This is a genomic window from Nostoc sp. (genome assembly GCF_036918245.1).
Classification (GTDB): domain Bacteria; phylum Cyanobacteriota; class Cyanobacteriia; order Cyanobacteriales; family Nostocaceae; genus Nostoc.
On record NZ_JBALEF010000058.1, the window covers coordinates 42,230 to 64,582 of the forward strand.

Consider the following 22,353-nt stretch of genomic DNA (forward strand, 5'->3'; position numbering starts at 1 on the left):
AGTAGTAGGGAGAGAGATTGGTATGATAGATGACATAAAGATTAGTAGTGGCATCATCAACAATCCCCGGATGAAAGTTGAGTTTAATACCAACACTCAATCAACTTATCTCAATTAAGATGAGGGATTGGATGTTTCATTATTCAGGAGGCTGGAGGCAGGAGTAACCCACGCGTAACTGCATAGGATTGGAGCAAGACCAAATGCGGAGCGGCTCCACGCTTTGTATCTCGCTCGACACGTCTCAATACAATTTCTCTTTTTCAACCGGGTAATCACCCAAGTGCGAAGTTTTTCTTTATACTTCTTTCTTTCAGCAAGAACTGCCCCTACCTGCTGCCTCCTCTGATAATCCTAATTTCCAGGCAGTAGGGGTGGCGTTTCCTCGTCCAAGCAACAACCCAGAACGTCTATGTTACAAGAAGCCAGCACCCGTCTCATAGTACCAGAACCATCAGAAGACTTAATCACCAACGAGCCTTGGTCGATAGAAAACTATGCTGATGGCCTAATGGATGAACTCTTTGCCGATATCGACTACATTCTGGATGCTAGTGGTAATCTGCCTTCTCAAACTGTTAGGCAGACTAATCAGAACAAATCAGGCCACTCTGTTGCTGGAGTTTCCGCCCAAGCTCAACGCCAATCGCCTCCAGAATACGTGCCTCTGCAAACAGTTACGATACCACAGATTATCTTACCGAACACCTTGAATCAACCAGTACAGTCAGTTGCTCAAGATAACCATAAGCAATTGAGTACCGTTATATTTGACACCGCCACCGTTAAACCAGTTAGTAGAAAGCGTCAAAAAACTAGTTCGGTTTTGGGCAAACTGCTGATTGTAGGAACAACTTTAGGCGTGGCGATCGCTAGTATGATCTACTTGGTGCAGTCTGGAGTCGTATATCTTTTAAATACCAAATTGCCCGAATCAGCGCTTCTATTGCCGCAATCGCAGTCACGGTTGCCCGTAAAAACAGAAATAGAGGCAGAGTTAGTTGACTATATGCTCCAAGCACTGGCTGTTATAGATAAGCAAGGAGCAAAAAGCAATCAAAAATCTTTCAATCCAGGATTCTCCAGTCAGGCAAATACTAACCAAATAGCCCTTGGCCGTGAGCAAGTAACTAGTAATCTACCAGCACTTCCACTTCTAGCTAACAATACACCACCAGCCCCCAATCGTTCTGGAAGCGTTGTTGAGCGCATCTACGTCCCTGTTTATCAAGCGCCGTCACCAATGCGCTACGCTCTTCCAGCCATTCCGGGGACTCCCACACTTTTACCACAAGTTGCCAGTGCGTTACGGATATCTCAACCTAATGTTGTGAAAACTGCCCTGAATACAGTGCGACAAGCTGCCAAGCCTGTAACTGTTAATATGTTAGCTGCGGCTGTCCGAGCCGAACTCAAACCTGTGGCGGCCAAAACAGCACCCATTACCGTGCGCCAAACACCCAAGCCTCTGCCTGCATTACCAGTAGTTCCATTGCGTGCTGCACTCGCACCAGAGTCAGAACCAACTATTACCCAGGAACAAGTATATCCACCAACTGCGATCGCAGTTGCTCCGAGTAATACCTTAGAGGGATTGCTAGAGTTGGGCAACAAATCTGCCGCTTTGTTTAAAATTGATGGCGTGACTCGCCGCATCAATATGGGTGAAAGTATCGGCTCCAGCGGTTGGACACTAGTAGATGTCAGTAATGGCGAAGCAGTCATCCGACGTAATGGCGAAGTGCGATCGATTTATGCAGGACAGAAACTATAAATTTTTTAACCCACTGCCTGGTTGAAGAGAGTTTAAAGATTAAACTCATCTATCACCATTAACAGTACTGCGACAGCAATAATTGATTGAAATAATTTGATCGCATCAAATAGTCCTCTGTCTCTGTCTGCATTGTTAGGATTGCCTGCTGATATGTAGCCTAGCTAATGCAATCGCGCCTTAATAGTTTTAATATTCTCAGCTTTATTGATAGCAAGATCGCTTTTACCTCTAGCAAACTCTAGTAACTATTGAGCAAGGATTACTTGTTTGATAATGTGCCGATTTATTTCGGTAGCTTTGATACTTTCAATGCCAATTTGTGTAAATACTGTTGCTAAATCTTTATGAAAATAAGTTTCGACTAAATCATCTAGTAATGACATAGTTTTGTCCTTTTAAAAAGTATTTGCATAACCCTTCATCCAATAATGGTTTTTCTCAAAACGGACATCTAAAATTGGATCAATTCCTGGCTTAATATCAAATTTCATTGGGTTTATCTTCTTTTATAGCTTGAGAGTTACGCATTAGATTACTACACTGTTAAGCTAATCGTCATTTATTTTTCCACACTGATTCGCTTGTAGTAAGCGGCTCCAGCCTTAGTTTTATGCAACTTAAATGCTCATTAGCTTATTAACCCAAATGCGTAGGCGTAGCCCGTTGTAGGCATCGTTCTGCCGATGAGAAAAAGTAAATATTTACTGTAAATAGCTGGAAATTTTGTCTAATTATCTTAGAAAGCAATGAAATACCACAACCTTTAATCAATATAAGCAGAAATCAGGTTTATGGTGCAGATTTGGAAGACAGTATTGAATTTCCCTACCTAAAGATGGTTCACAGAAATAAATTTAAATGTTACAACTATAATTTGTGTTTATTATAGTTCCACTACGGTGACTATTTGGAAATCTACATTTTGCATATATCTTGCTTAAGCAAGATATATTTAGCTAAAAAAGTTAGTTTGCTAATTGATGTAATCCTCAAACCTTAACAACATGAAACAACCTAACTATTTTCAAAATAATTCTAAAAACTCTTTAAGAGAAAAGTATCATCTTTACAAAGGCGAAAAGCTGAACTGGCTTCAAGTAACTCTTCGGCTTGAAAGGTCAATTATCTCTATTATTCTTCCTTGGGTAATTTTTTGTACTATATATGGTACTTTCATATCATTTTTAGTTCATTTAGGATTACCAATAGCATTTTCAGATTCCAGCAAGATTCTTACCAATGCTGTTTTAAGTTTTAATATTGGTTTTACATTACTATTAGTTTTTCGGACGAATACAGCCCATGATAGATTTTGGGAAGGTCGTCAACTATGGGGAGGTTTAGTTAATACATCGCGGAACTTAACTCGGGGAATTTCGATAATAGTTAAAGATAAGACACCAGAAGATAAATTAGAAAAAGAAGCAATGCTTCGGTTAGTAACTGCTTTTGCAGTTGCAATGAAGTTACATCTAAGATCGGTGCCTTTAGACACTCAGTTGGCATCATTAATGTCTGAGAAACAATATTTACAACTCCAAGATAGTGATCATCCTCCACTACAAATTGCTTATTGGATAGGAGATTACTTGCAGTATCAGCATGACCGAAATTGTCTAAATGTCTATCAACTGACTACTCTACATAATTGTGTAGATGATTTAGTAGATATTTTAGGCGGTTGCGAACGCATTTTAAAAACGCCGCTGCCTTTGATATATACTATTAAACTCAGACAACTGTTATTAATTTTTTGTCTTATATTACCTTTGGAAATTGTGAGCTTTTTAAATTGGTGGACTGGTATAGTAATGGGTTTTGTAAGTTTTACATTATTAAGTATTGAGCAAATTGGCTCAGAAATCGAAGAACCTTTTGGGTTTGATCCTAATGACTTACCTTTAAATACGATTTGCAATACAATCTCAAACAATGTTGAAGAATTAATTAGGCTTGCTTCTAACAATGTTCGTTCTTATTAAATCTATAAATAAGTTTTACCAGTCAACTTCTGATGAGAACAGAGGGGTTTTTCCTTTATTAAACAGAGAAAATACTTGGCTGAAAAATGTAATCACTTAATAAATAGTTCGCCAAGCTTTTACCGTCCCTTTACCAATTTCGCTATCAACAGTTTGACCTCCTTCCAAGACTAGTCTGATATCTAAGTTCTCATCTGGAGCATTTTTCAAAGCAGTGGCTAATTCTTTACTGACAGCAAATGTGCCAGTTGAACCGTCTAATTGAAAAACTTTTTTTCTGACCTTGAGCAAAAGCTTATCGACTTTTTTAGTCGTGGTAAATCTAAAATAGTCAGGTCTGGGATACACACGACCTGCTATGTAGAAAGAAGACCTTGCTTGATCCGAATTTACTGTTACGAGTACTCGAATGCTCGAAGGAGTCCACAAACTAATAACTTGCTTTGAACCCTCACGGTACAAGCGGCCACCTAAAGAATTGCGATCGAAAACTCCAACAAACTCCCCTTCAAAGGGGTCAAGAATTCTTACGGCTTTCGACCAAGGCACATCCATATCGGGGGACAGTCCAGCTGATTTGACCATTGGCAAATCGCTTGATGCTTGGGCAACAATAGCTATCTCTTGAACGCTGAAAGCAGCACTTTGAGGGGAAATTACAGCCAAGCTAGCCCCAAAAAGAAGAACTGGAATCGTTTGCGGTAACTTCATCATAAGTCAGGGGTATAATCTTCAACTAGTTCTTACTGCAAAACAGTTTGCCTCACTTCAATCGGTTCACCCGTCAAACTAAAAGGGCGAACTTCGGTAATTTTTACCTTCACCAACTGCCCTTTGAGTTCTTTGATGTTGCCGCTAAAAAAGGTCAAACGATTACCGCCAGTGCGTCCCATCACCTGGGTTGGATCTTTAGGATTTTGGTCTTCTACTAAAACTTCTTCAATGCGTCCAAAGTAACGTTGCGATCGCTCTGCTACTTTCAAGTTTCCCAGATGATTGAGCCGTTGCAGGCGATCGCTTTTAATTTCTTCACTCAGTTGATTGTCCCACAACGCGGCGGGTGTCCCTGGACGCGGCGAATATGCTGCTGTATTCAACATATCAAAGCCAATATCTTCCACCAGTTTCAAGGTATTTTCAAACTGTGCTTCTGTCTCTCCAGGAAAACCGACAATCACATCGGCACTAATCGAGGCATCTGGCATATACCGCCGAATGGTATCGATAATCCGGCGATATTTCTCATGGGTATAACCCCGCGCCATCGCCTTTAAAAGTTCATTATCCCCAGATTGAAAGGGAATGTGGAAGTGTTCGCACACCTTGGGCAACTCAGCACAAGCTTGAATTAATCTCTCAGTAAAATAACGAGGATGGCTAGTAGCAAATCTTAATCTTTCAATCCCCGGCACATCATGGACGTAATAAAGCAAATCTGTAAAGTTGTGTAGATGCCGACCTTCTGGTGTTACTCCAGGTAAATCTCTGCCGTAAGCATCAATATTTTGACCGAGTAGAGTAATTTCTTTGTAACCTTGCCGTCCTAATTCTTCCATTTCAGCCCGGATAGCTGACGGTGTGCGAGATTGTTCGACACCACGCACATTGGGAACTACGCAATAGGTGCAGCGTTCGTTACAGCCGTAAATCACATTCACCCAAGCGGTCACTGTACTATCCCGTCGCGGCTGGGTGATATCTTCAATAATGTGAACTGCTTCGGTTGCTACGACTTGATTACCCTCAAAGACTGACTCCAACAAATCTTTCAGACGGTTGGCATGTTGTGGTCCCATTACCAAATCTAATTCTGGGACTCGCCGCAACAGCGCTTCACCTTCTTGCTGGGCAACACAACCAGCAACAATGAGGGTTAAATCAGGCTGCTCATGTTTACGCTTCGCTTGTCTGCCAAGATAGGAATATACCTTTTGTTCAGCATTATCCCGAATTGTACAGGTATTGTAGAGAATCACATCTGCATGATTCGGATCTTGACACCACTCAAAGCCCATGTCTTCCAAAACGCCAGCCATGCGCTCTGAGTCAGCTTTATTCATCTGACAACCGAAAGTAGTGATGTGGTATTGGCGTTTAGAAGTGGTCATGGGCAATTCTGCTGAATCAGCGTAATGTTATGTAAGGTTTATTTCTATTCTATAACGCTCTTAAGCTGCTTCAGGAGTGTTGAGTATCTTGGCTCAGATTCCTTTTGATATTTCAATATAAAAACCTTAAGAAGTTACAAGCTGCAAGCATTAGCGGTGATGAAATTCGACCTCTTTCTCGAAAATCTTGATGTCATAGTTGCCAAAGAAATCGTGACCCAGTAAGCCGATGCTTGCTTTTGGTGCGATCGCTACTTGAAGATTATTGGCTGTAACTCCACCTACTGCAATAGATTTTACCTTACTGGTTGAGAATTGTACTTCACTACCATCAGCAATTTGGGCTTGCATTGTACCTGTAGCCTGGAGTTGAAGTGTATTCGCCATATCTTGAGTGATAATGGTTCCACTAGCACCTGTATCTACAATCATTTCAAAGGTTTTTTTGTCGTTGAAGGTGACATCAATCACAGGAGTTCCACCAAAACGGCGTTTGATTGAGACTCGAAAAACTCTATTGTCTGAAGGTGCGGCTATGATATTGCCACAAATCCTTCCCAATCCAACGGTTTTACCAGAGGAAGTTATCATGTAACACGCTCCTGGATCGTCTGCTGTTGCCCGATGAAAGAATGCTAAAAATATCAGCGTCGGCATTAGTGCAATTGCAGCTACTTTAACGGTCGTAATCCAACGCCTCCAAGCATTCTTCATGTTATACTGCTCTCCAATTTTTGTGATTATTCTTAATAGCTAAACTCATCATGGCGGCTGTAAAACATTAAAAGCACAGTTTTCTAATATATAGCGGTTCTCGACCCAGTGAGGTACAATTTTGACCTCTCTCCAAACCTCTCTCATAAAAGGAGAGAGGCTTTGAATTGTTCCCCCTTCCCGCTTCGGGAAGGGGGTTAGGAGGTTAGGTCTATTTGCATACTTGTACCTCACCTGATTGAAAATGCCTATAAAAACTGAGTTTTTCTTAATTAACAAATAAAAATTCAAATTATCTCTGTTGAAAACGAGATACTTTTAAGCAATTTTTATAGTTTTAAGTTAGCTGATAAAGTTTTTTATATAATGTGTCTCAATCAAGATAAAATTGCATCTTACTCAATACATCTTACCTATAATTACTGATTGATAAATTAAAGATTAGGTAAAGACACGATAAAAATACTTAGAGCAAATTCAATCTGACATACTAAGAAGTTGATAAGAGAGATTTGTTAGTTTACTCAAAGCTTGCTGCTGCATTTACAGCAGTTGCGATCGCATTTTTAACAGCGACATCTCTTTGTTCTAAAATGATATTTTCACTATCAGTACGCGAAGCAACTACACCGCAAATAGCAGCAGCAGCAAAATTATACACTCCTGCCATTTTGAACAGTGTGCCGCATTCCATCTCGTAATTTAAGATATTCAAGCGCCGATATTCTTCTGTAATGCCATGCAGCGATCGCATTAAATTTGGATTGGCGGAATCAGTACGTTCTTGTCCTTCGTAAAAAGTATCAACTGATGCCGTAATTCCGATGTAATGTTCAACCTTTAATTCTCGTGCAGCTTTAACTAAAGCGACTGTCAGAAAAGGATCGGCTGCGGCTGGATACTCCACAGGTGCAATATCATTTGCTGCACCTTGGCGACATAATGCTGCACTGCTAATAACAACGCTACCGACTGGTATATAAGATTGAATGGAACCACAAGTTCCAATGCGAATAATTTGCTGGATTCCTACTTGTACCAACTCATTAACAACAATACTTAATGAAGGCGCACCCATACCACTTGTAGCTGATAAGATGCTGCGACCATTCGGTAAGTATCCTAGATAGCTATTGAGTCCGCGATTTTCTGACAACACACGTACATCTCGTAAATAAGTTTGGGCAATTAGGTGCGATCGCTCTGGATCGCCAGATAATAGAGCAATGCTGGGAGGCGATGAACCTAAATCGTCTTGCCCAAAGCCAATGTGATAAAAGCGTTGACCAGTCATAGAGTTGAGAGTTGCGATCGCCCTATATATTTACCTAAGTACTTTTTACCTAAGTACTATTACTGATACCATACCGTATAGATTGTGTTAATTTGGGACATTGATACCAAACTGACTCAGTAATTATGTGTCCGCTAAAGCCTCAAAGTTCCAAGAAAATCAAAATTTACAGAGCTTATCCGAAGTTTCGCCTATAGGTAAAATCTGGGACAAACACAGAGCTAATACTGATAAAGTTTTCCATTATTACGCTAAAGCAGATGAACATTGCTTTCAGCAGTATGCTTGGCGAGTGAGAATGTGTTCCGAGTTGCTGAAGTTTCAATTGGTGCCAGACGAAGCGGAAAGTATTCTCAAGTTAAAGCTATCAGATGCCCGATTCTGTAGGGTTCGTCACTGTCCGGTTTGTCAGTGGCGGCGTAGACGCAAAGCGGCTTGTCGTCAGACATCGCTCATGTGGAAAGCAAGAGCTTATAAAATTCTCCCACAGGTTGTCACTGATTACCCCAAGTCCCGTTGGCTATTTGTTACTTTGACTGTAAGGAATTGCCAAATTGAGGAACTCAGGGAAAACTTGGATTCGATGAATAAAGCTTTTAAGCGATTCACTGAATTGAAAGCATGGCCTGCGAAAGGTTGGGTGAAGTCCACAGAAGTAACTAAAGGTAGAGATGGAGTCTCAGCACATCCGCATTTACATATTTTGGCAATGGTGCCGCCTTCGTATTTCAGTCATGGCTATCTTATCTTTCTCATGCCAAATGGGTAACGTTGTGGCAGCAGTGCTTACGAATTGATTACCAGCCAATTATTCATACTAGTGCGATTGCAAAACATCATAACCCGTCATTACTTATCCCAGAAATTCTCAAGTATCAGGTGAAAGAGTCAGATTTGGTGGGTGATAGAGAATGGTTTTTAGAGTTAACCCGTCAGCTACACAAAAGTAGAGCGATCGCTGTTGGGGGTATACTCAGGCAGTATATGCGCGAATTAGAGGAGAAAAACCAAGACCTCATTAATGAAAGTGAAGAGACAGATGAGGTGAATGGGGAAAGTTTGTTTTTCCGATGGGAGCGCAAGTTACAAAGATTTAATATAGAGTGACATCAGCGCGAAGCGTTAAGAAAAAATATTTAAAGTATATTCCACTCCACGACTAGTGGAGTACAACTCTTTATCTCTTTTCTTCATATCTTCATATACTTCTAAGCGTTAGCTTATTCTTTCTCTAATCCAAAAAGCAGAAAAAATAAATACCAGTCGCCCAAAAAACGGATGGCTGGTATTTATAAATTGCCTTTACTTGAAGCTAGTAAATAGCTTCTATAATTAAGTTATAAAATAACTTCTCACGAATTATTTAAAATTGTTATAGAAGTGTTTACCTGTCATCTAGTTGAGAGTAGCGATCATCCCAGGAATATAATACGCTAGGGCGTTTTTTAAACTTTACCTAAAATCTCCTCCTTCCCATATCTGAAGTTGTCTTTCAGCTGCAACTATGCAATTGAGATATTTGGGTGGATACAGAAAATGATCCTAAGCTAATGCCATCTGTCTAGCAGCTTCAATATATGGCACTCGTCCTATTCCTGTACCCAATCCATTACGGTGGATCGGCAAATGAAGCGCTACCATGTGCCGCATTTGGCATTCATCAACAAAATGGATCGGACGGGGGCAGACCCATTTCGTGTAGTACAGGGAATACGCGATCGCTTACTTCTGGTATGGCTACTTTTTATTGATAGCGCCATAGTTGACAGCTGTCGCTTCGAGGTGCGAATTGTTGCATTGTCCAGCAACTCCATTACCTGAATAATTACACTAGGATGGATGGAAATACACTGCCAATGAGTGACCTATGAGGGAACCAAGTAAAAATTTTAAAACCTTGCTCACCAAAGAAGCCCCGCCAGTTGTTGAACGTATGGGGCTAACCTGGCTAGTTGCAGCAGCGATCGCAACTGCTTTATTGTGGCAAGTACCAGGAGGGGATTATATCTTATACCCATTTACAATTCTGGCAACTTGGTTTCATGAAATGGGTCACGGTTTAATGGCACTGCTATTAGGGGGACAGTTTCAGAAGTTGCAGATTTTTAGCAATGGTTCTGGTGTCGCAACTTATGGCATCCGGTCGTCGTTGGCGCCAATTGTCCCGGCAATAATCGCCGCAGCCGGGCCAATGGGGCCGCCTCTTGCCGGTGCAGCTTTGATTCTGGCTTCCCGCAGTTTTAGAGCAGCAACCCTCTGTTTGAAAATTTTAGGAAGTTTTTTGCTGTTGTCCACATTAATTTGGGTGCGTTCCTGGTTTGGATTGGTGGCAATTCCCTTACTAGGTTTAATAATCTTAGGTATTGCCTTAAGAGCACCTCGCTGGACGCAAGGGTTTGTGATTCAATTTTTGGGTGTACAAGCTTGTGTAAGTACGTACCATCAACTTGATTATCTATTTAGTAGTTCTGCTGGCCCCCTTGGAATTTCTGATACAGCCCAAATGCAGCGATATTTGCTTTTACCTTACTGGTTTTGGGGCGGGTTAATGGCGATCGCATCTCTGGTAATTTTAATCCAAAGTCTCCGTGTTGCTTATCGTTCTGAGTAATGAGTAAGAAGCACCATCAAAAGACGATTGAATCTTTAGCTCAAAGAATTACCAAACATCAAGAAAAGATTAGACTGGAATCAGAGAAGAGTTTTCCCGACGAAGATTTAATTAAGTATTGGGAAAAAGAGATTTGTGCTTTTGACTAGGCAATCCAATAAGCGCGTAAAAGATTGGGACAATAACTAAAATATGCAGATTAGAGATCGCCCTCTTGCAGTCACCAATTCAACCCTCAGTAGCTTGATTGCTGAATTAGGTACAGAATGCCTGAAAGTACAAGCCTTAATTAACCAGTTACAGTTAACTAGTTTAACTGCTAACCAACAAGCTGAAATTCTCGCAGAACTCCTAGCTGCTACGGTTCATCTGTATAATCATTGTGACAAAGATTTTCAGACGCTAATTACTGAAGAAATGGAAAATTTGCCTGATGATGAGGATTAAAGAAGAATTCCGAAGTCAGAATTCAGGAGTAAGAATTAAGAGTTTTTATCAGTATAATAGCCTGGATATTGTTAAAAAAATTCGCCGCTAATAACTCTTACCTTCGCGGTTCGATACTCTAAGCATGTCCACCCAACCCACAATTCAAAGCATATACACTGATGGTGCTTGCACCGGTAATCCTGGCCCTGGCGGTTGGGGTGTTGTCGTCTACTTCAGCGACGGCTCAATCCACGAAATGGGCGATGCATCCCCTCATACTACTAATAATAAAATGGAGATGCAAGCTGCGATCGCCGCCCTTCAATTTCTGCAAACATCTCAACAAGCCCAACCCATCACCCTTCATACAGATAGCGAATACCTGATTAACTGCGTTACCAAATGGGTGAAAAGCTGGAAAAATAAAGGCTGGAAAAAGTCGGATGGTAAACCCGTCCAAAACCAAGACCTTTTAGAAATCTTAGATAAACTCAATACCCAACAAGTAAAATGGCAACACGTCCGGGGACATTCTGGTAACATAGGTAACGAACGTTGTGATGCGATCGCTCGCACTTACGCAAGTGGCAAAACCCCTTCCCTACAACAATTATCTTCCACAGATTTTTATAAATCTTTACCTTCCACAAATGAACTAAATGTAGCAAAAGTAGCTGATTATGAAAAAAACTCTAGAATAACTAACCAAAGTCCGCAAGAAATCAGTACTTCTGCACCAGAAATAACCGTTATGGAACTATCAACTGGGCCAACTGCGGCCGTAACCGATGAAAAACCGCCAGAAATGAGGGTTTTGCAACTCCGCAGCTTGGTCGAAACTCTGCGTATAGCTGACGAAATTTCTGAAAAAGGCTACTTAATCACCAGTTCTGAGTTAGCAGACTTGATGGATGTCCACGCCAGCGCTGTCACCAGTCGTGGAGATCAATGGCGCTGGCGAAACTGGATAGTGTCACGGGTACGCCGTGAAGGAAATCAAATTCTTTGGGAATTGGAACGCGGGGATCAAGTAGGAGGTGAAGAGGAGTAAGGAGTGCTGAGTGCTGTTAGCGGATAGCTAAAGTTTAGCCCGTGCTGAGTGCTGAGTTTTGAATTTTTAACTCCTCACTCTAAACTCTTCACTGCTTACTCTCTACTCAGCACTCACAACTCAGCACTATATTTGCGTCCTCGCCACTCGCGCGGGGTGCGGAATGCAGATAAGAAGATTCGTAGCACAGCTAAGGGATCGGCCAAAGGGGAAAGCCAGAATAACCAGCTGCCTTTAGCGTTTGTGCGATCGTAAGAAGGTGCGATCGCTATTAGCATCGCAAAGCGAATCACCAACAGGAATAAATTCAGTCCCAGCAGCAGGAGTGGGGGAGTGTGCGAATATGAGAGTGTGGGAGAAATCAACAAAAAAGTCAGGACAATTAAAAAGGGTAGACCTTGAACAGATGCGAGTAGCCATAAATCTCCGCACAACTGAGAGCGAGAAGTTGCATCTTTGAGATCGAGACTCCGCCCCCATTCTTTCCACGTCTCCATCGCCCCTTCATACATGCGTACCTTTAATACCTTTGCGCCATCTAAAAAACCGACCTTATAACCTTGGATAGCAATATTGCGTGCCAACGTGACATCATCACAAAAAGAACTCTTCGCACTGTTATAACCACCTACAGCAGCTAAAACGGAGCGACGACACAAAAAACACTGCCCATTTGCCATTACCCGTTCTGGTTGCTCTGTATTGATCCCCGCTGGGTCAAATCGGTAAAGCAAAGTCATTAACAAAGCCGGTTGTAGCCAGCACTCCCCAGGATATTTGAGGATGAACTGGGGTGAAAGAGAAACCAAATCGTAGCCTTGTGCTTCGGCCGTCTTCACCAAACCAGCAACTAAACCAGGATGCGGTTGGATATCAGCATCCAGCCCCAGAAACCACTGACTAGCCTCTGAGCTATATAGAAAACCGTTATGCAATGCCCAAGGACGCCCCACCCAACCAGAGGGTAAGGGATCATCTGTCATCAGGCGAAAGCGCGGATCTTTCTGCTGTGAGGCTTTTACTAAGTCGGGGGTGCCATCACTAGATTTGCTGTCTACAACCGTAATTTCCCGAACTTCATAGCTTTGCTGACTTAAACCAGCCAACAGAGGGCTAATGCGAAGCACTTCGTTCAGTGTGGGAACAACGATACTAACCTTACCCAAAAGCTTAGGTGTCGGCTGTTGGGGTTCTATTGGAGGATGGCGTCTTGGCCCCTTTAGCAGCCGCGAAAACAGAATCGCCGTTGCTGGTACTTGGATAAGTAGCAATAAAAGAGAAATTGCGCTTTCCATTATCGAAGCGTTGTCTACTGTTGTCAAAATACTTAACAATTAAAATCGCTACTATACAACATAAATGGGCATGGGGCATGGGGCACTTGTACTGAGCGAAGTCGAAGTATTGGGTATTGGTTTATTCCCTTCTCCCTCCCCAATTCTCAGTCCCCAGTCCCCAGTTCCCAAATAGGCTTATTTCAAGGCAACTTCAACCTTTGCTACTGATACTTCTTTGGTTACTGGTTCAACAGTAACTTGAGCAGGTGTGGTTGAACTCCTTAACCACAGCGCTACAGCCGGAATCACACCTAGCAATAAGCCGAGTAATACAGGAATGGAGAATCCAGCGGCCAAGCTGAGTCCGGCGGCGAAGGCAAAGTTAGTTAAATAAACGACTAAGGGCAGATTTAGTTGCGATCGCTCTAATTTAATCGAGGTATTTCTCCACAATAATCCTGCCACACTCATAAACAGGGCGCTAGTACCAAACCAACCTACATAGTTCTGGTAAGGTGTCCCAAAGAAAGCTCCTGGTTGTTCCCAATACCAGAAGGGCAGAGAAGATTGACTCATAGCTGGCTCAAGGGCAAAGTCCCAGCAAGTGAAGAGTAAAGCACCAATGGCTATCGCAGCAATATGGCGTCCCCAACTGGGTTTTTGAGCCACTTTCAAACCAGTTATCGCTATTAAGTAAGACGACAGCCCAACATAAAACCAAGATAAGGGTATTGTGAAAGGAACTAGCCCCCCAATCTTATAACCCAAGCCACTCAGGTAGCTATAATCACCAAATGGAAACCCTGTGCTAGTTCCCAGTAGTTCACTCCCCAAAGAGATAAACATAGCTGGTAGCATAAATGCTAGCCAAGTTCCTAATCCCAATGTCCGGTAGGCATAAATGGAGACAGCTATTGTCCCTAAGATGATATCAACTACACCGCCGCCAGCCATACTTAACTGTATGGCAGTTTCACCTACCTGCGATAAGTTGAAAATTATTTCGGCATTAGGTACTACCAGTAGCATCCCTACCAGTCCAAAGGCTTTTGACGCGATATGACCAATGAGGCATACGCGTTCAGCAATAATAAGTTGTCTCATGATAATCCCTTAACAAGATGTGACACGCGGCTACTAGGCTGCTAACAGTTTACAAATCTTTAATTAATTTGTACCGCAATTCTCGACAAACTTGTTCGCCTTTCTTGGGAACAGCATAAAAATCTATTGATTGAAGCTATAAAAACATGATGCTAAACTTACTAGTTTAAGCCATATATTCAAAATCTACATAATTTTATCTGTAAGAACTTCTAGTTTATTGTCTCACTGATACCCGTATCGTAAAAAACTTCTTTGATATTGGGCTGGGATATGGTGAAGGGACAATAACCATCATAAACTGAGCAAGTCCTCAAGCAAAATAAAGTCTTGAGTTACTACACTTAATTTATGCGATAAGACCTTAACCCTGTACTAGAAATATAAACCCATGTCAATTTGGAAAAGAGTTCCTTGGGTGTCCCTGGCACTAGTACTGGTGAGTTACAGTACTTTGGGCTGGGTAATATCAGAAACACATGCTCCTATATTTGTGTGGGTGGCAACTGTAATTGCTATCTTGCTTTTAATCGTAACGTTGACTGCTCCTTGGCCGAAGATGACATATTACTACAGTATTTTTCTTCAATCAAATACCAGGTCTTTCGGCGTTGCCGTCTTAGCAGCTTTTTCATTCTTTATCATGATTGCCTGGTTTCGGGTATTTCTTGATACTTTACTCATCATTTCAGCGACTATATTAGTCAGAATAGACTTTCAAATAGCGGGTCTTAAAGAAGGTCTAGCTTTTTCGACTGCCTCTATCTTTTCATTGGGAGGTTTAGCTTTGGGTGCGCTAATCTACAAGTTCATATATTCCCAAATTCCGTTAACGTGATGAAGTATATCCGAGAAAGCAAGCGATGCCTGGGTTGGGTTGCGCCAATGCTTTAAAGGAAGAAGCAGTATTATTTACCCACAACTTACTTTGTAGTTCAAATTCCCAACTTCTTAAAAAGTTGAGAATTTTGTTCAATACTTACTTGGGTTCAAAATGCAGGCTGTTCAAACAGCAGTAGAGATAGGAAAAAATCCATAATAAAAATCGATACCCAACTAGTAACAACTGCTTTTGTTGCCGATTCTCCTACTTCCTTTGCTCCCCCTCTAGTAGTTAAACCCCAACTACAGCCAATGACAGCAACCAGCACTCCAAAAATAAACCCTTTTAGCAAAATAATAAACAAATCTGACGGTTCTAAAAAATTTCTGACTGATTCTAAAAATGTTTCTGGAATAATTTGGTAGAACTTTGATGCGCCAAAAACTCCGCCAATGATGCCTGTAACTAAAGCCAAAATCGTCATCAAAGGAACCATCAAACAACAAGCAATTACTCTAGGAAGTACTAGATAATCAATCGGATCGGTTTTGAGCATATAAAGTGCATCAATTTGCTCGGTGACTCGCATTGCACCTATTTCTGCTGCAAAAGCAGAACCTACTTGTCCCGCCATAATACTAGCGGTCAAAATTGGAGCTAATTCTCTACAAAAAGCTAAGGCAAAAGCACCTCCCACTGCATCGATAGCCCCAAATCGGGCTAATTCCCTCGTTATCTGAATAGTAAAAATCATTCCTGCAAAACCGCTGACAAGGAGAACTGGAGAAATAGAACCTGGCCCAGCGGTAACAAGATGTTGCAAAATCTTGCGATAGTAGGTTTTCCCTTGGAGTAAATGTAGCCACACTTGACCAAAGAGCAGTATTGCTGCAAAACAGCGTGTAATCTCAGATTGCTCAAAATTTGTTTTTGGTTGCAATTTTATCGTCCTTACAACTGACTTTTTTTGCACATTTATTGTTATATCAATTTTCCAAAATAAGACTACAGATACAAATGGTGGGAACCCAGCCAGATGTAATCTGACTTTCTCAATTAAATAGATGCACTAAGTGCGGCTTCTTGCAGGATATTACGAATTGGTATTAGGGTATGGTACATGAACAGACGCACTAGTACCGCAAGGCGGAATTCAAAATTTAAAATTTAAAATTCAAAATGAATACAGTGTAAGCGTTTCATTGATTTGGAATGGGTGGTTTATTTAAGCCGTGTTGTACTAGATGTTTACCCTCAAAGTAGAGAAGGTGTTTAGGCACGGTTCAATTTAGCTTAGTAAACTTTAGCGGAAAATAGCACATAAAGCATTGTGAGATTTTTTGCTGCTCTCATCTCTGGTCTGTCAAACTAGGAAAAGTAATTGAATCAACTCAAAGGGTTTAAAAATTAAATAATATTTCCAAATAATGTTAAACAATTTTTTATGAGCAGGATTAAATACATAATATTTCTGTTGCTATTAATACTACCTTTCTGCGTGGTAGATCCGGTTTTTGCATCTGTATGCCGCAATTACGCTGTCTACGACGGTCTACGCCACCAGATTTGCATTCTCAGTATCAGCCGAAGTGCCAAAAATTATTGGGAATACAAAGCAATTATTAGCGTAGATGGCATAAAAAGACCTACAGAGGTTTACAATTGTCGCGAACGAGTCAAGGTTCAACAAGCTGGGACTGTTTTGCCCTTTGAGCAAAAAGGCCCTGGTGAGATGATATGCAGCTTTTTTAATTCTTCTCGACGGTAAACACGCGCCAGATAATGAAGACGGTAAAACCTAGATAGGTGAATACTGTTAGCCATTCTTGCCAGCTAGCAAATGCATTGTTCATCAGCAAAAGCCGGAAAATTAATATTTATCAATCCTACACGCTGATGCTACCAGTAGGTTGCTGTATTTTAGGAGATTAAAGAAGACTAGTCAAAAATTCTTAGCTAATTTTCCGGAATGGGTAACAATGGCGTGGTAGTAAATATCAGAGCATCGATATTATACTGAACCTCTATAACTAACCTTCGGGGAATATATCCCCATTGTTTTCCCTCAAAAACCCGGTCATAAAGACCGGGTTTTTGGTGTTTATACTAAGTTACAGTCGAGCAAGTCAGGGACAGAGCGATGCCTACGGCTGGCTACGCCAACGTAGCACTTCTTTAAACTGTCTACGTATCAAATAAAACTATTGTCCAGAAACTTTTAAGAGATTTTATTGGTCTGGTTCTCCAAATTCTGTAAAAATCAACCAATGTCATCTTCTGCTCAAGGTATTCCCGGATTACCCGATTTGACGCATCCGATTGAGCTTGTTCAATTTGGAACCCAGGCGCTCAAAGCTTCACTGTTATTAGTATTTTTGGTCGTAGCTTTGGGAGTTGCGATCGCACTTATCAGTTTTTCTCTGCGTCGCAGCCAGTCGGAACAATTTATATTTATTGGCGAATGGGCTGTTCGTTATTCCCAACTATTGCGGGGATTACAGCATTTAACTCTAATATTAATTCTGTTAGTACCGGGATTTTTTCTCTGTTCAACTTTGAGCAATCGTTATCACTACTGGGAACAAACAAGGGTGGCTCAAGTGGCCCAAAGTGTCGCAGGTGAAAAGCTCGAACAATCTGCCCCACAAGTGCGCTACACTACCCAGGAGCCATACTCCTATACTACGCAAGCCAATGGCAAAATAGTCAAAGTCAATGATACGCGAGAGATTAACCGCTTCTTAACGCTGGGTGGTTCGCAAATTCAAGTCAAGCTAGACCAAAGCGTAGATGTTCCAGGTCGCAGTTCAATTTATCGCGTGGAATACACTGCTGATTATAAAGTAGTTAACCAACTCAAGGATATTAATAATTTCTTTTTTGAAGCACCGCCGCCTAACGGCTACACACTGCTTGCTGGCTACAAAGTAGAGCGTAACGGTACTAGGCTACAACAAACCAATCCGGGAGACTATGGCTTTCCCTTCCGGCTGCAACCAGGAGAAGAAACCACCTTTCGAGTCACCTATCAGGCTCAAGGCGGGCCTCGCTGGGTTTACAGCGCCGCAGGACAGTTGCTTTCTAATTTTCGCCTCACAGCAATTGCCAACTTTGCTCCAGCTGATTTTGCTAGTGGTGTTGTACCAAATGAGATTAAAGTTGATGGACGCAGTACTCAGTTTACTTGGAAATTTGACGATAATGTTTCAGTCAAAAATCCATTTGGAGTGTTTACTAACACCGACCCGATTCGTCATACTGGCATCATTCCCCGGCTTTTGTTACTAGCACCGGCAATATTTTTGTGGTGGATATTGTTGTTATATTTGTCACTACCAATGAGTTTCAGAAATATTGCGATCGCTGGTAGTATTTTCTTTGCTTGTCTGTTGACTTTGACCTATCTAGCTCGCGTTATCAATGCTCAGTTGGCTTGGACTTTAATTTCGATCATTTTACTAATTTTAACATGGGGATTGGGAGCTAGCCGCAGTGCTTCTCTGGCTGCGATCGTTGCTACTATTGCTGGAGCAGTGCTACCGATTTTTGGATTATTAGTACCGTTTAGCGGACTAACTCTTAGTTTAGCGGGTTTGCTTTCAACAGTTTGGCTTGCAGTTCGTCACTGGTATGGCTGGTATAGTTTGCACCCAGAATATCAAAGATTGCAGACTCAAAAAGATGCTAAAGATTAGATGATTCCGCTATGATTAGCGAAGTTTTAGCAAATAGCATTTATGGATAACGATTTACTCGCTTTCTTTGCAGCTGCTGGGTTACTCATTCTTTATCTTATCTTCTCAGCTTTAACTGAAATGGGGACTAAATTGCCTTGGAAGAAATAAGCTGATGGGCTAAAAAGTTTACACTTTTAAACCTCATTGGGCTTGGAAAAAAAAGTAAACATCCTTTAGGCTTAGTTAATATATTTATTGTTCGAGAGAGTGCCAAATGCGCGATCTACAAAAGAACCACATTAAAGTCGATCCGCCAACCCTCGTTTTGATTGTATCTGTCTTAATACTCTTGCCTCTGCTGGTTGTTGGTTTTTTCTCGCAGTGAACTAGTGAGGAATACTCAATAGATATTAATGAACTTCAATAACCCCACCCCGCCAAAGCTACGCTTTATCTCCCCTCCCCTTGCTAAGGGGAGGGGTGCAATGACTGTGGGAATCATAACTATTATCTAAACACAATACTAGATTAGTTAATGCAACGGCTGACAATGCGATTGTTTCGACTGACAATGCGATTGTTTCGACTGACAATGCGATTGTTCCGACTGACAATGCGATTGTTTCGACTAACAATGCGATTGTTTCGCCTGACAATGCGATTGTATTGACCTGCAAAAATTAACCTTGCTCTTTCTTTAAATTTTGGGATAAGTAAAAAGAGTAAGTAAGTAAGTGTAAAGTATCAACTTTCCTTTAATTCTTAAATAATGTTAGCGCGATGCCTACGGCGGGCTACGCCTACGCTCTTTTTATCAGGTGCGTTAAGCTACTGTTAACGCACCAAATTCCATCAAAACTACTTAGGTAAAACCTGCCGTAGTGCTGCTAAAAGTTGGTCAACACTTTCCTTGCGACTATTAAAGCCCATCAATCCCACGCGCCAAACTTTTCCAGCGAGTTCGCCAAGACCACCGCCAATTTCAATATTATGTTCATTGAGTAGCTGCCGAGCGATCGCTTTACCATCTACTCCGGGTGGAATGCGGACAGTGGTAAGCGTTGGCAGTCTATACTCTTGCTCAACGTGCATACTCAGTCCTAAATTCTCTAAACCTTCCCAGAGATATTCTACGTTCTTTTGATGCCGCTGCCAGGAATTTGCTAATCCCTCTTCTGCAAGCAAACGTAGCGCTTCTCGCAATGCATAGTATAAATTAATGGGTGCTGTGTGGTGATAGGTGCGTTCAGCGCCCCAATACTTGCCTAGCAACAACATATCTAAATACCAGTTTGCAACTTTGGTTTGCCGCTGTTGCAATTTCTCAACTGCACGCGCACTCATAGTAAAGGGAGAAGCACCAGGCGGGCAACCTAACCCTTTTTGGCTACAACTATAGGCTAAGTCAACTCCCCAAGCATCCAAAAACAAGGGGACGCCGCCCAAACTTGTCACCGTATCCACTAATAACAAAGTGCCAAATTCACGACACAAATCAGCGACCCCTTCCAACGGTTGACGTGCGCCGGTGGAAGTTTCGGCATGAACTAGAGCTAAGATAGCTGGACGATGAGTTTTTAAGGCAGTTTGAAGTTCATCCAAGTTGAAAACTTGTCCCCAAGGTTTGGTAATGGTTCGCACATCAGCACCATAACGTCCAGCCATATCTACGAGGCGATTACCAAAATAACCAGCTACACCAATTAAAACTACATCACCGGGTTCTACAGCATTGGCGATGGTTGCTTCCATTGCAGCTGTTCCCGTACCGCTGACTGCAATGGTAAGTGAGTTTTCTGTTTGCCATACGTAGCGTAGCAACGACTGAATTTCATCCATGAGTGCGAGAAAAGCTGGGTCAAGATGCCCAACAGGTGAAGTATTCATCGCTTGGAGAACTGTGGGATGGGCATTAGATGGCCCTGGTCCCAACAGCAGACGGGATGGAATTTCTAGCGGCGTGAGTTGCAAGCGCCCGGAGTCGTTAATTGAAATTGTTTGCGTCATAAATCTCTCTTCATTTAGACGATACTTACCGGATCATATAGGAATCCGATTTGATTCTTGAACTTACTTGTGTAGGGAGGGAACAGGAAATCCGGGAATAGGGCATTGCAGAACAGTGACATGAATTGAGGTAAGCAGGGGAAGCAGGGGGAAATTTTTGGTTGCTAAATCATCCCGCAAATATGCAACGCCGGGATATAGATGTGTACTGAGTTTTTTTATCAAAGGTTTCAGCTACTTTCTATGCCCAAAATTTCTAAATTCCCATTAATTAAACTGGTGGATTTACCGAGGGAAAGGATTTATTTTATTCCTACATTGAAAGCAACTACCATCAATCACCTGCAAAAATTTTCATTTTTGCTCAATATCAGGGATTTATTATTGGACAATTATGATAGAGCATAGTAGCAATAAAAACTTTACTATAAACAAAATATCTAACAGCATTAATATTAAACCAACTTTAGACTTGTATCCTACTCGCCTAGTTTTTATTGACCCACAGGTTGATGACTACCAAAGTCTGGTAATGGGTGTATTACCAGATACTTTAGTTGTAGTCTTAGATGCCAACCAAGATGGTATTGAGCAAATTAGTCAAGTGCTGGAGTCTCATCAGGGAGTCAATAGTCTGCACATTGTTTCCCACGGCGCACCTGGGTGCATCTATTTGGGCAACAGTCAACTCAACAACGAAACGCTCAATCTTTACGCAGCCCAACTTATGGGTTGGGCAAATGCTTTGAGTGAAGATGCACAACTACTGCTGTATGGTTGCAAGGTCGCTCAAACCGAGCCAGGTGTATTGTTTATAAGCTGTCTGAGCGAATTGACAGGTGCAGTAGTAGCGGCCTCTGATGACTTGACAGGGAGTGCTGTATTAGGTGGTGACTGGGAACTGGAGGTTTCTACAGCGCCTATTGTTCCTCGTTTAGCGTTTGGGCAAGAAGTCATAACAGCCTACGCTTCAATTCTATCTACAGTATTTCTTGACACTAGCTTTGATAGTGATGGTAAGGTGATTACTGATATAGGTTCAAAAACCAACGATACTGCTAGAAGTGTTGTCATACAAGCTGATGGCAAGATTCTGGTAGCAGGAGCGAGTAGTAATAACTTTGCTGTGGTGTGTTACAACAGCGATGGTAGTCTCGATAACAGCTTTGGTAGTAATGGTAAGGTTACTACTGATATTGGTACTAACAGTAGCGATATCGCCTACAGCGTTACTCTGCAAGGTGATGGCAAGATTTTGGTGGCAGGAGTGAGTAGTGGTAACTTTGCTGTAGTGCGTTACAACAGCAATGGTAGTCTCGACACCAATTTCAATACTACTGGCAAAGTCACTACTGATATTGGTACTGGCAGCAGCGATACCGCCTACAGCGTTACCCTGCAAGCTGATGGCAAGATTTTGGTGGCAGGAGTGAGTAGTGGTAACTTTGCTGTAGTGCGTTACAACAGCAATGGTAGTCTCGACACCAATTTCAATACTA

At 41.8% G+C, this 22,353-nt stretch carries 19 protein-coding genes and 2 pseudogenes; 12 read left to right on the top strand and 9 right to left on the bottom strand.

All coding sequences use genetic code 11. The features are described from left to right. The first annotated feature begins 412 nt into the window (after positions 1-412). Complete coding sequence (locus V7L12_RS16745; RefSeq protein WP_335085817.1) at positions 413-1,774, top strand: hypothetical protein; 1,362 nt, start codon at positions 413-415, stop codon at positions 1,772-1,774. A 248-nt stretch (positions 1,775-2,022) separates the two neighbouring features. Here the strand turns inward: V7L12_RS16745 and V7L12_RS16750 are convergent, their stop codons facing one another. Next, positions 2,023-2,160, bottom strand: coding sequence for a hypothetical protein (locus V7L12_RS16750; RefSeq protein WP_335085819.1), 138 nt, complete (start codon positions 2,158-2,160; stop codon positions 2,023-2,025). A 621-nt stretch (positions 2,161-2,781) separates the two neighbouring features. On the opposite strand from V7L12_RS16750, the gene V7L12_RS16755 reads away from it, so the two are divergent. Continuing rightward, a complete protein-coding gene (locus tag V7L12_RS16755; RefSeq protein ID WP_335085821.1) occupies positions 2,782-3,759 on the top strand; it encodes a bestrophin family protein in 978 nt (325 codons plus the stop codon). A gap of 96 nt (positions 3,760-3,855) precedes the next feature. On the opposite strand, the gene V7L12_RS16760 is transcribed toward V7L12_RS16755, so the two are convergent. The 4 genes from V7L12_RS16760 to V7L12_RS16775 all read right to left on the bottom strand — a co-directional run bounded on the left by V7L12_RS16760 (position 3,856) and on the right by V7L12_RS16775 (position 7,875). Then, positions 3,856-4,473, bottom strand: coding sequence for a hypothetical protein (locus tag V7L12_RS16760; protein ID WP_335085823.1), 618 nt, complete (start codon positions 4,471-4,473; stop codon positions 3,856-3,858). Positions 4,474-4,502: 29 nt separating this feature from the next. Further along, the gene (gene miaB, locus V7L12_RS16765) at positions 4,503-5,867 is read right to left on the bottom strand and encodes a tRNA (N6-isopentenyl adenosine(37)-C2)-methylthiotransferase MiaB (protein ID WP_335085825.1); all 1,365 of its coding nucleotides are present in this window, start codon (positions 5,865-5,867) and stop codon (positions 4,503-4,505) included. 150 nt (positions 5,868-6,017) lie between these two features. Further along, complete coding sequence (locus V7L12_RS16770; protein ID WP_335085827.1) at positions 6,018-6,581, bottom strand: retropepsin-like aspartic protease family protein; 564 nt, start codon at positions 6,579-6,581, stop codon at positions 6,018-6,020. Between the two features lie 520 nt (positions 6,582-7,101). Further along, positions 7,102-7,875 carry a nucleoside phosphorylase gene (locus tag V7L12_RS16775; protein ID WP_335085828.1) on the bottom strand — a complete coding sequence of 258 codons (774 nt, stop codon included), beginning with the start codon at positions 7,873-7,875 and terminating at the stop codon, positions 7,102-7,104. 298 nt (positions 7,876-8,173) lie between these two features. On the opposite strand from V7L12_RS16775, the pseudogene V7L12_RS33225 reads away from it, so the two are divergent. The 6 genes and pseudogenes from V7L12_RS33225 (at position 8,174) to rnhA (ending at position 11,966) form a co-directional block, all read left to right on the top strand. Beyond that, positions 8,174-8,982: pseudogene (locus V7L12_RS33225) on the top strand (protein rep). 492 nt (positions 8,983-9,474) lie between these two features. Further along, positions 9,475-9,606: pseudogene (locus V7L12_RS16790) on the top strand (GTP-binding protein); the annotation flags it as partial. 136 nt (positions 9,607-9,742) lie between these two features. After that, the gene (locus tag V7L12_RS16795) at positions 9,743-10,486 is read left to right on the top strand and encodes a M50 family metallopeptidase (RefSeq protein WP_334923718.1); all 744 of its coding nucleotides are present in this window, start codon (positions 9,743-9,745) and stop codon (positions 10,484-10,486) included. Further along, the gene (locus V7L12_RS16800; protein WP_335085834.1) at positions 10,486-10,635 is read left to right on the top strand and encodes a hypothetical protein; all 150 of its coding nucleotides are present in this window, start codon (positions 10,486-10,488) and stop codon (positions 10,633-10,635) included. The genes V7L12_RS16795 and V7L12_RS16800 overlap by 1 nt, the downstream gene beginning before the upstream one ends. 43 nt (positions 10,636-10,678) lie before the next feature. Then, positions 10,679-10,933: a hypothetical protein gene (locus tag V7L12_RS16805; RefSeq protein WP_335085835.1), complete on the top strand. Its 255-nt coding sequence runs from the start codon at positions 10,679-10,681 to the stop codon at positions 10,931-10,933. Positions 10,934-11,057: 124 nt separating this feature from the next. Further along, a complete protein-coding gene (gene rnhA, locus V7L12_RS16810; RefSeq protein ID WP_335085838.1) occupies positions 11,058-11,966 on the top strand; it encodes a ribonuclease HI in 909 nt (302 codons plus the stop codon). 113 nt (positions 11,967-12,079) lie between these two features. On the opposite strand, the gene cruG is transcribed toward rnhA, so the two are convergent. Further along, entirely contained in the window at positions 12,080-13,261 is a 1,182-nt protein-coding gene (gene cruG / locus V7L12_RS16815; protein WP_335085840.1) for a 2'-O-glycosyltransferase CruG, read from the bottom strand. Positions 13,262-13,438: 177 nt separating this feature from the next. Beyond that, positions 13,439-14,347, bottom strand: a complete 909-nt coding sequence (gene cruF, locus V7L12_RS16820) for a gamma-carotene 1'-hydroxylase CruF (RefSeq protein WP_335085842.1) — start codon at positions 14,345-14,347, stop codon at positions 13,439-13,441. A 391-nt stretch (positions 14,348-14,738) separates the two neighbouring features. Between cruF and V7L12_RS16825 the strand changes: the two genes are divergently transcribed. Beyond that, positions 14,739-15,185, top strand: a complete 447-nt coding sequence (locus V7L12_RS16825) for a hypothetical protein (protein WP_334821940.1) — start codon at positions 14,739-14,741, stop codon at positions 15,183-15,185. A gap of 151 nt (positions 15,186-15,336) precedes the next feature. Here V7L12_RS16825 and V7L12_RS16830 read toward each other — a convergent pair whose 3' ends face one another. Further along, a complete protein-coding gene (locus V7L12_RS16830; RefSeq protein ID WP_335085845.1) occupies positions 15,337-16,110 on the bottom strand; it encodes an MlaE family lipid ABC transporter permease subunit in 774 nt (257 codons plus the stop codon). 504 nt (positions 16,111-16,614) lie between these two features. On the opposite strand from V7L12_RS16830, the gene V7L12_RS16835 reads away from it, so the two are divergent. Together V7L12_RS16835 and V7L12_RS16840 are read left to right on the top strand one after the other, a co-directional pair. Continuing rightward, complete coding sequence (locus V7L12_RS16835) at positions 16,615-16,938, top strand: hypothetical protein (protein WP_335085847.1); 324 nt, start codon at positions 16,615-16,617, stop codon at positions 16,936-16,938. Positions 16,939-17,437: 499 nt separating this feature from the next. Beyond that, entirely contained in the window at positions 17,438-18,865 is a 1,428-nt protein-coding gene (locus V7L12_RS16840) for a hypothetical protein (protein ID WP_335085850.1), read from the top strand. A gap of 840 nt (positions 18,866-19,705) precedes the next feature. Here V7L12_RS16840 and V7L12_RS16845 read toward each other — a convergent pair. Continuing rightward, positions 19,706-20,854, bottom strand: coding sequence for an alanine--glyoxylate aminotransferase family protein (locus V7L12_RS16845; RefSeq protein WP_334820247.1), 1,149 nt, complete (start codon positions 20,852-20,854; stop codon positions 19,706-19,708). Positions 20,855-21,248: 394 nt separating this feature from the next. Between V7L12_RS16845 and V7L12_RS16850 the strand changes: the two genes are divergently transcribed. Continuing rightward, on the top strand, positions 21,249-22,353 hold a 1,105-nt coding region (locus V7L12_RS16850), incomplete at its 3' end, for a DUF4347 domain-containing protein (RefSeq protein ID WP_335085852.1).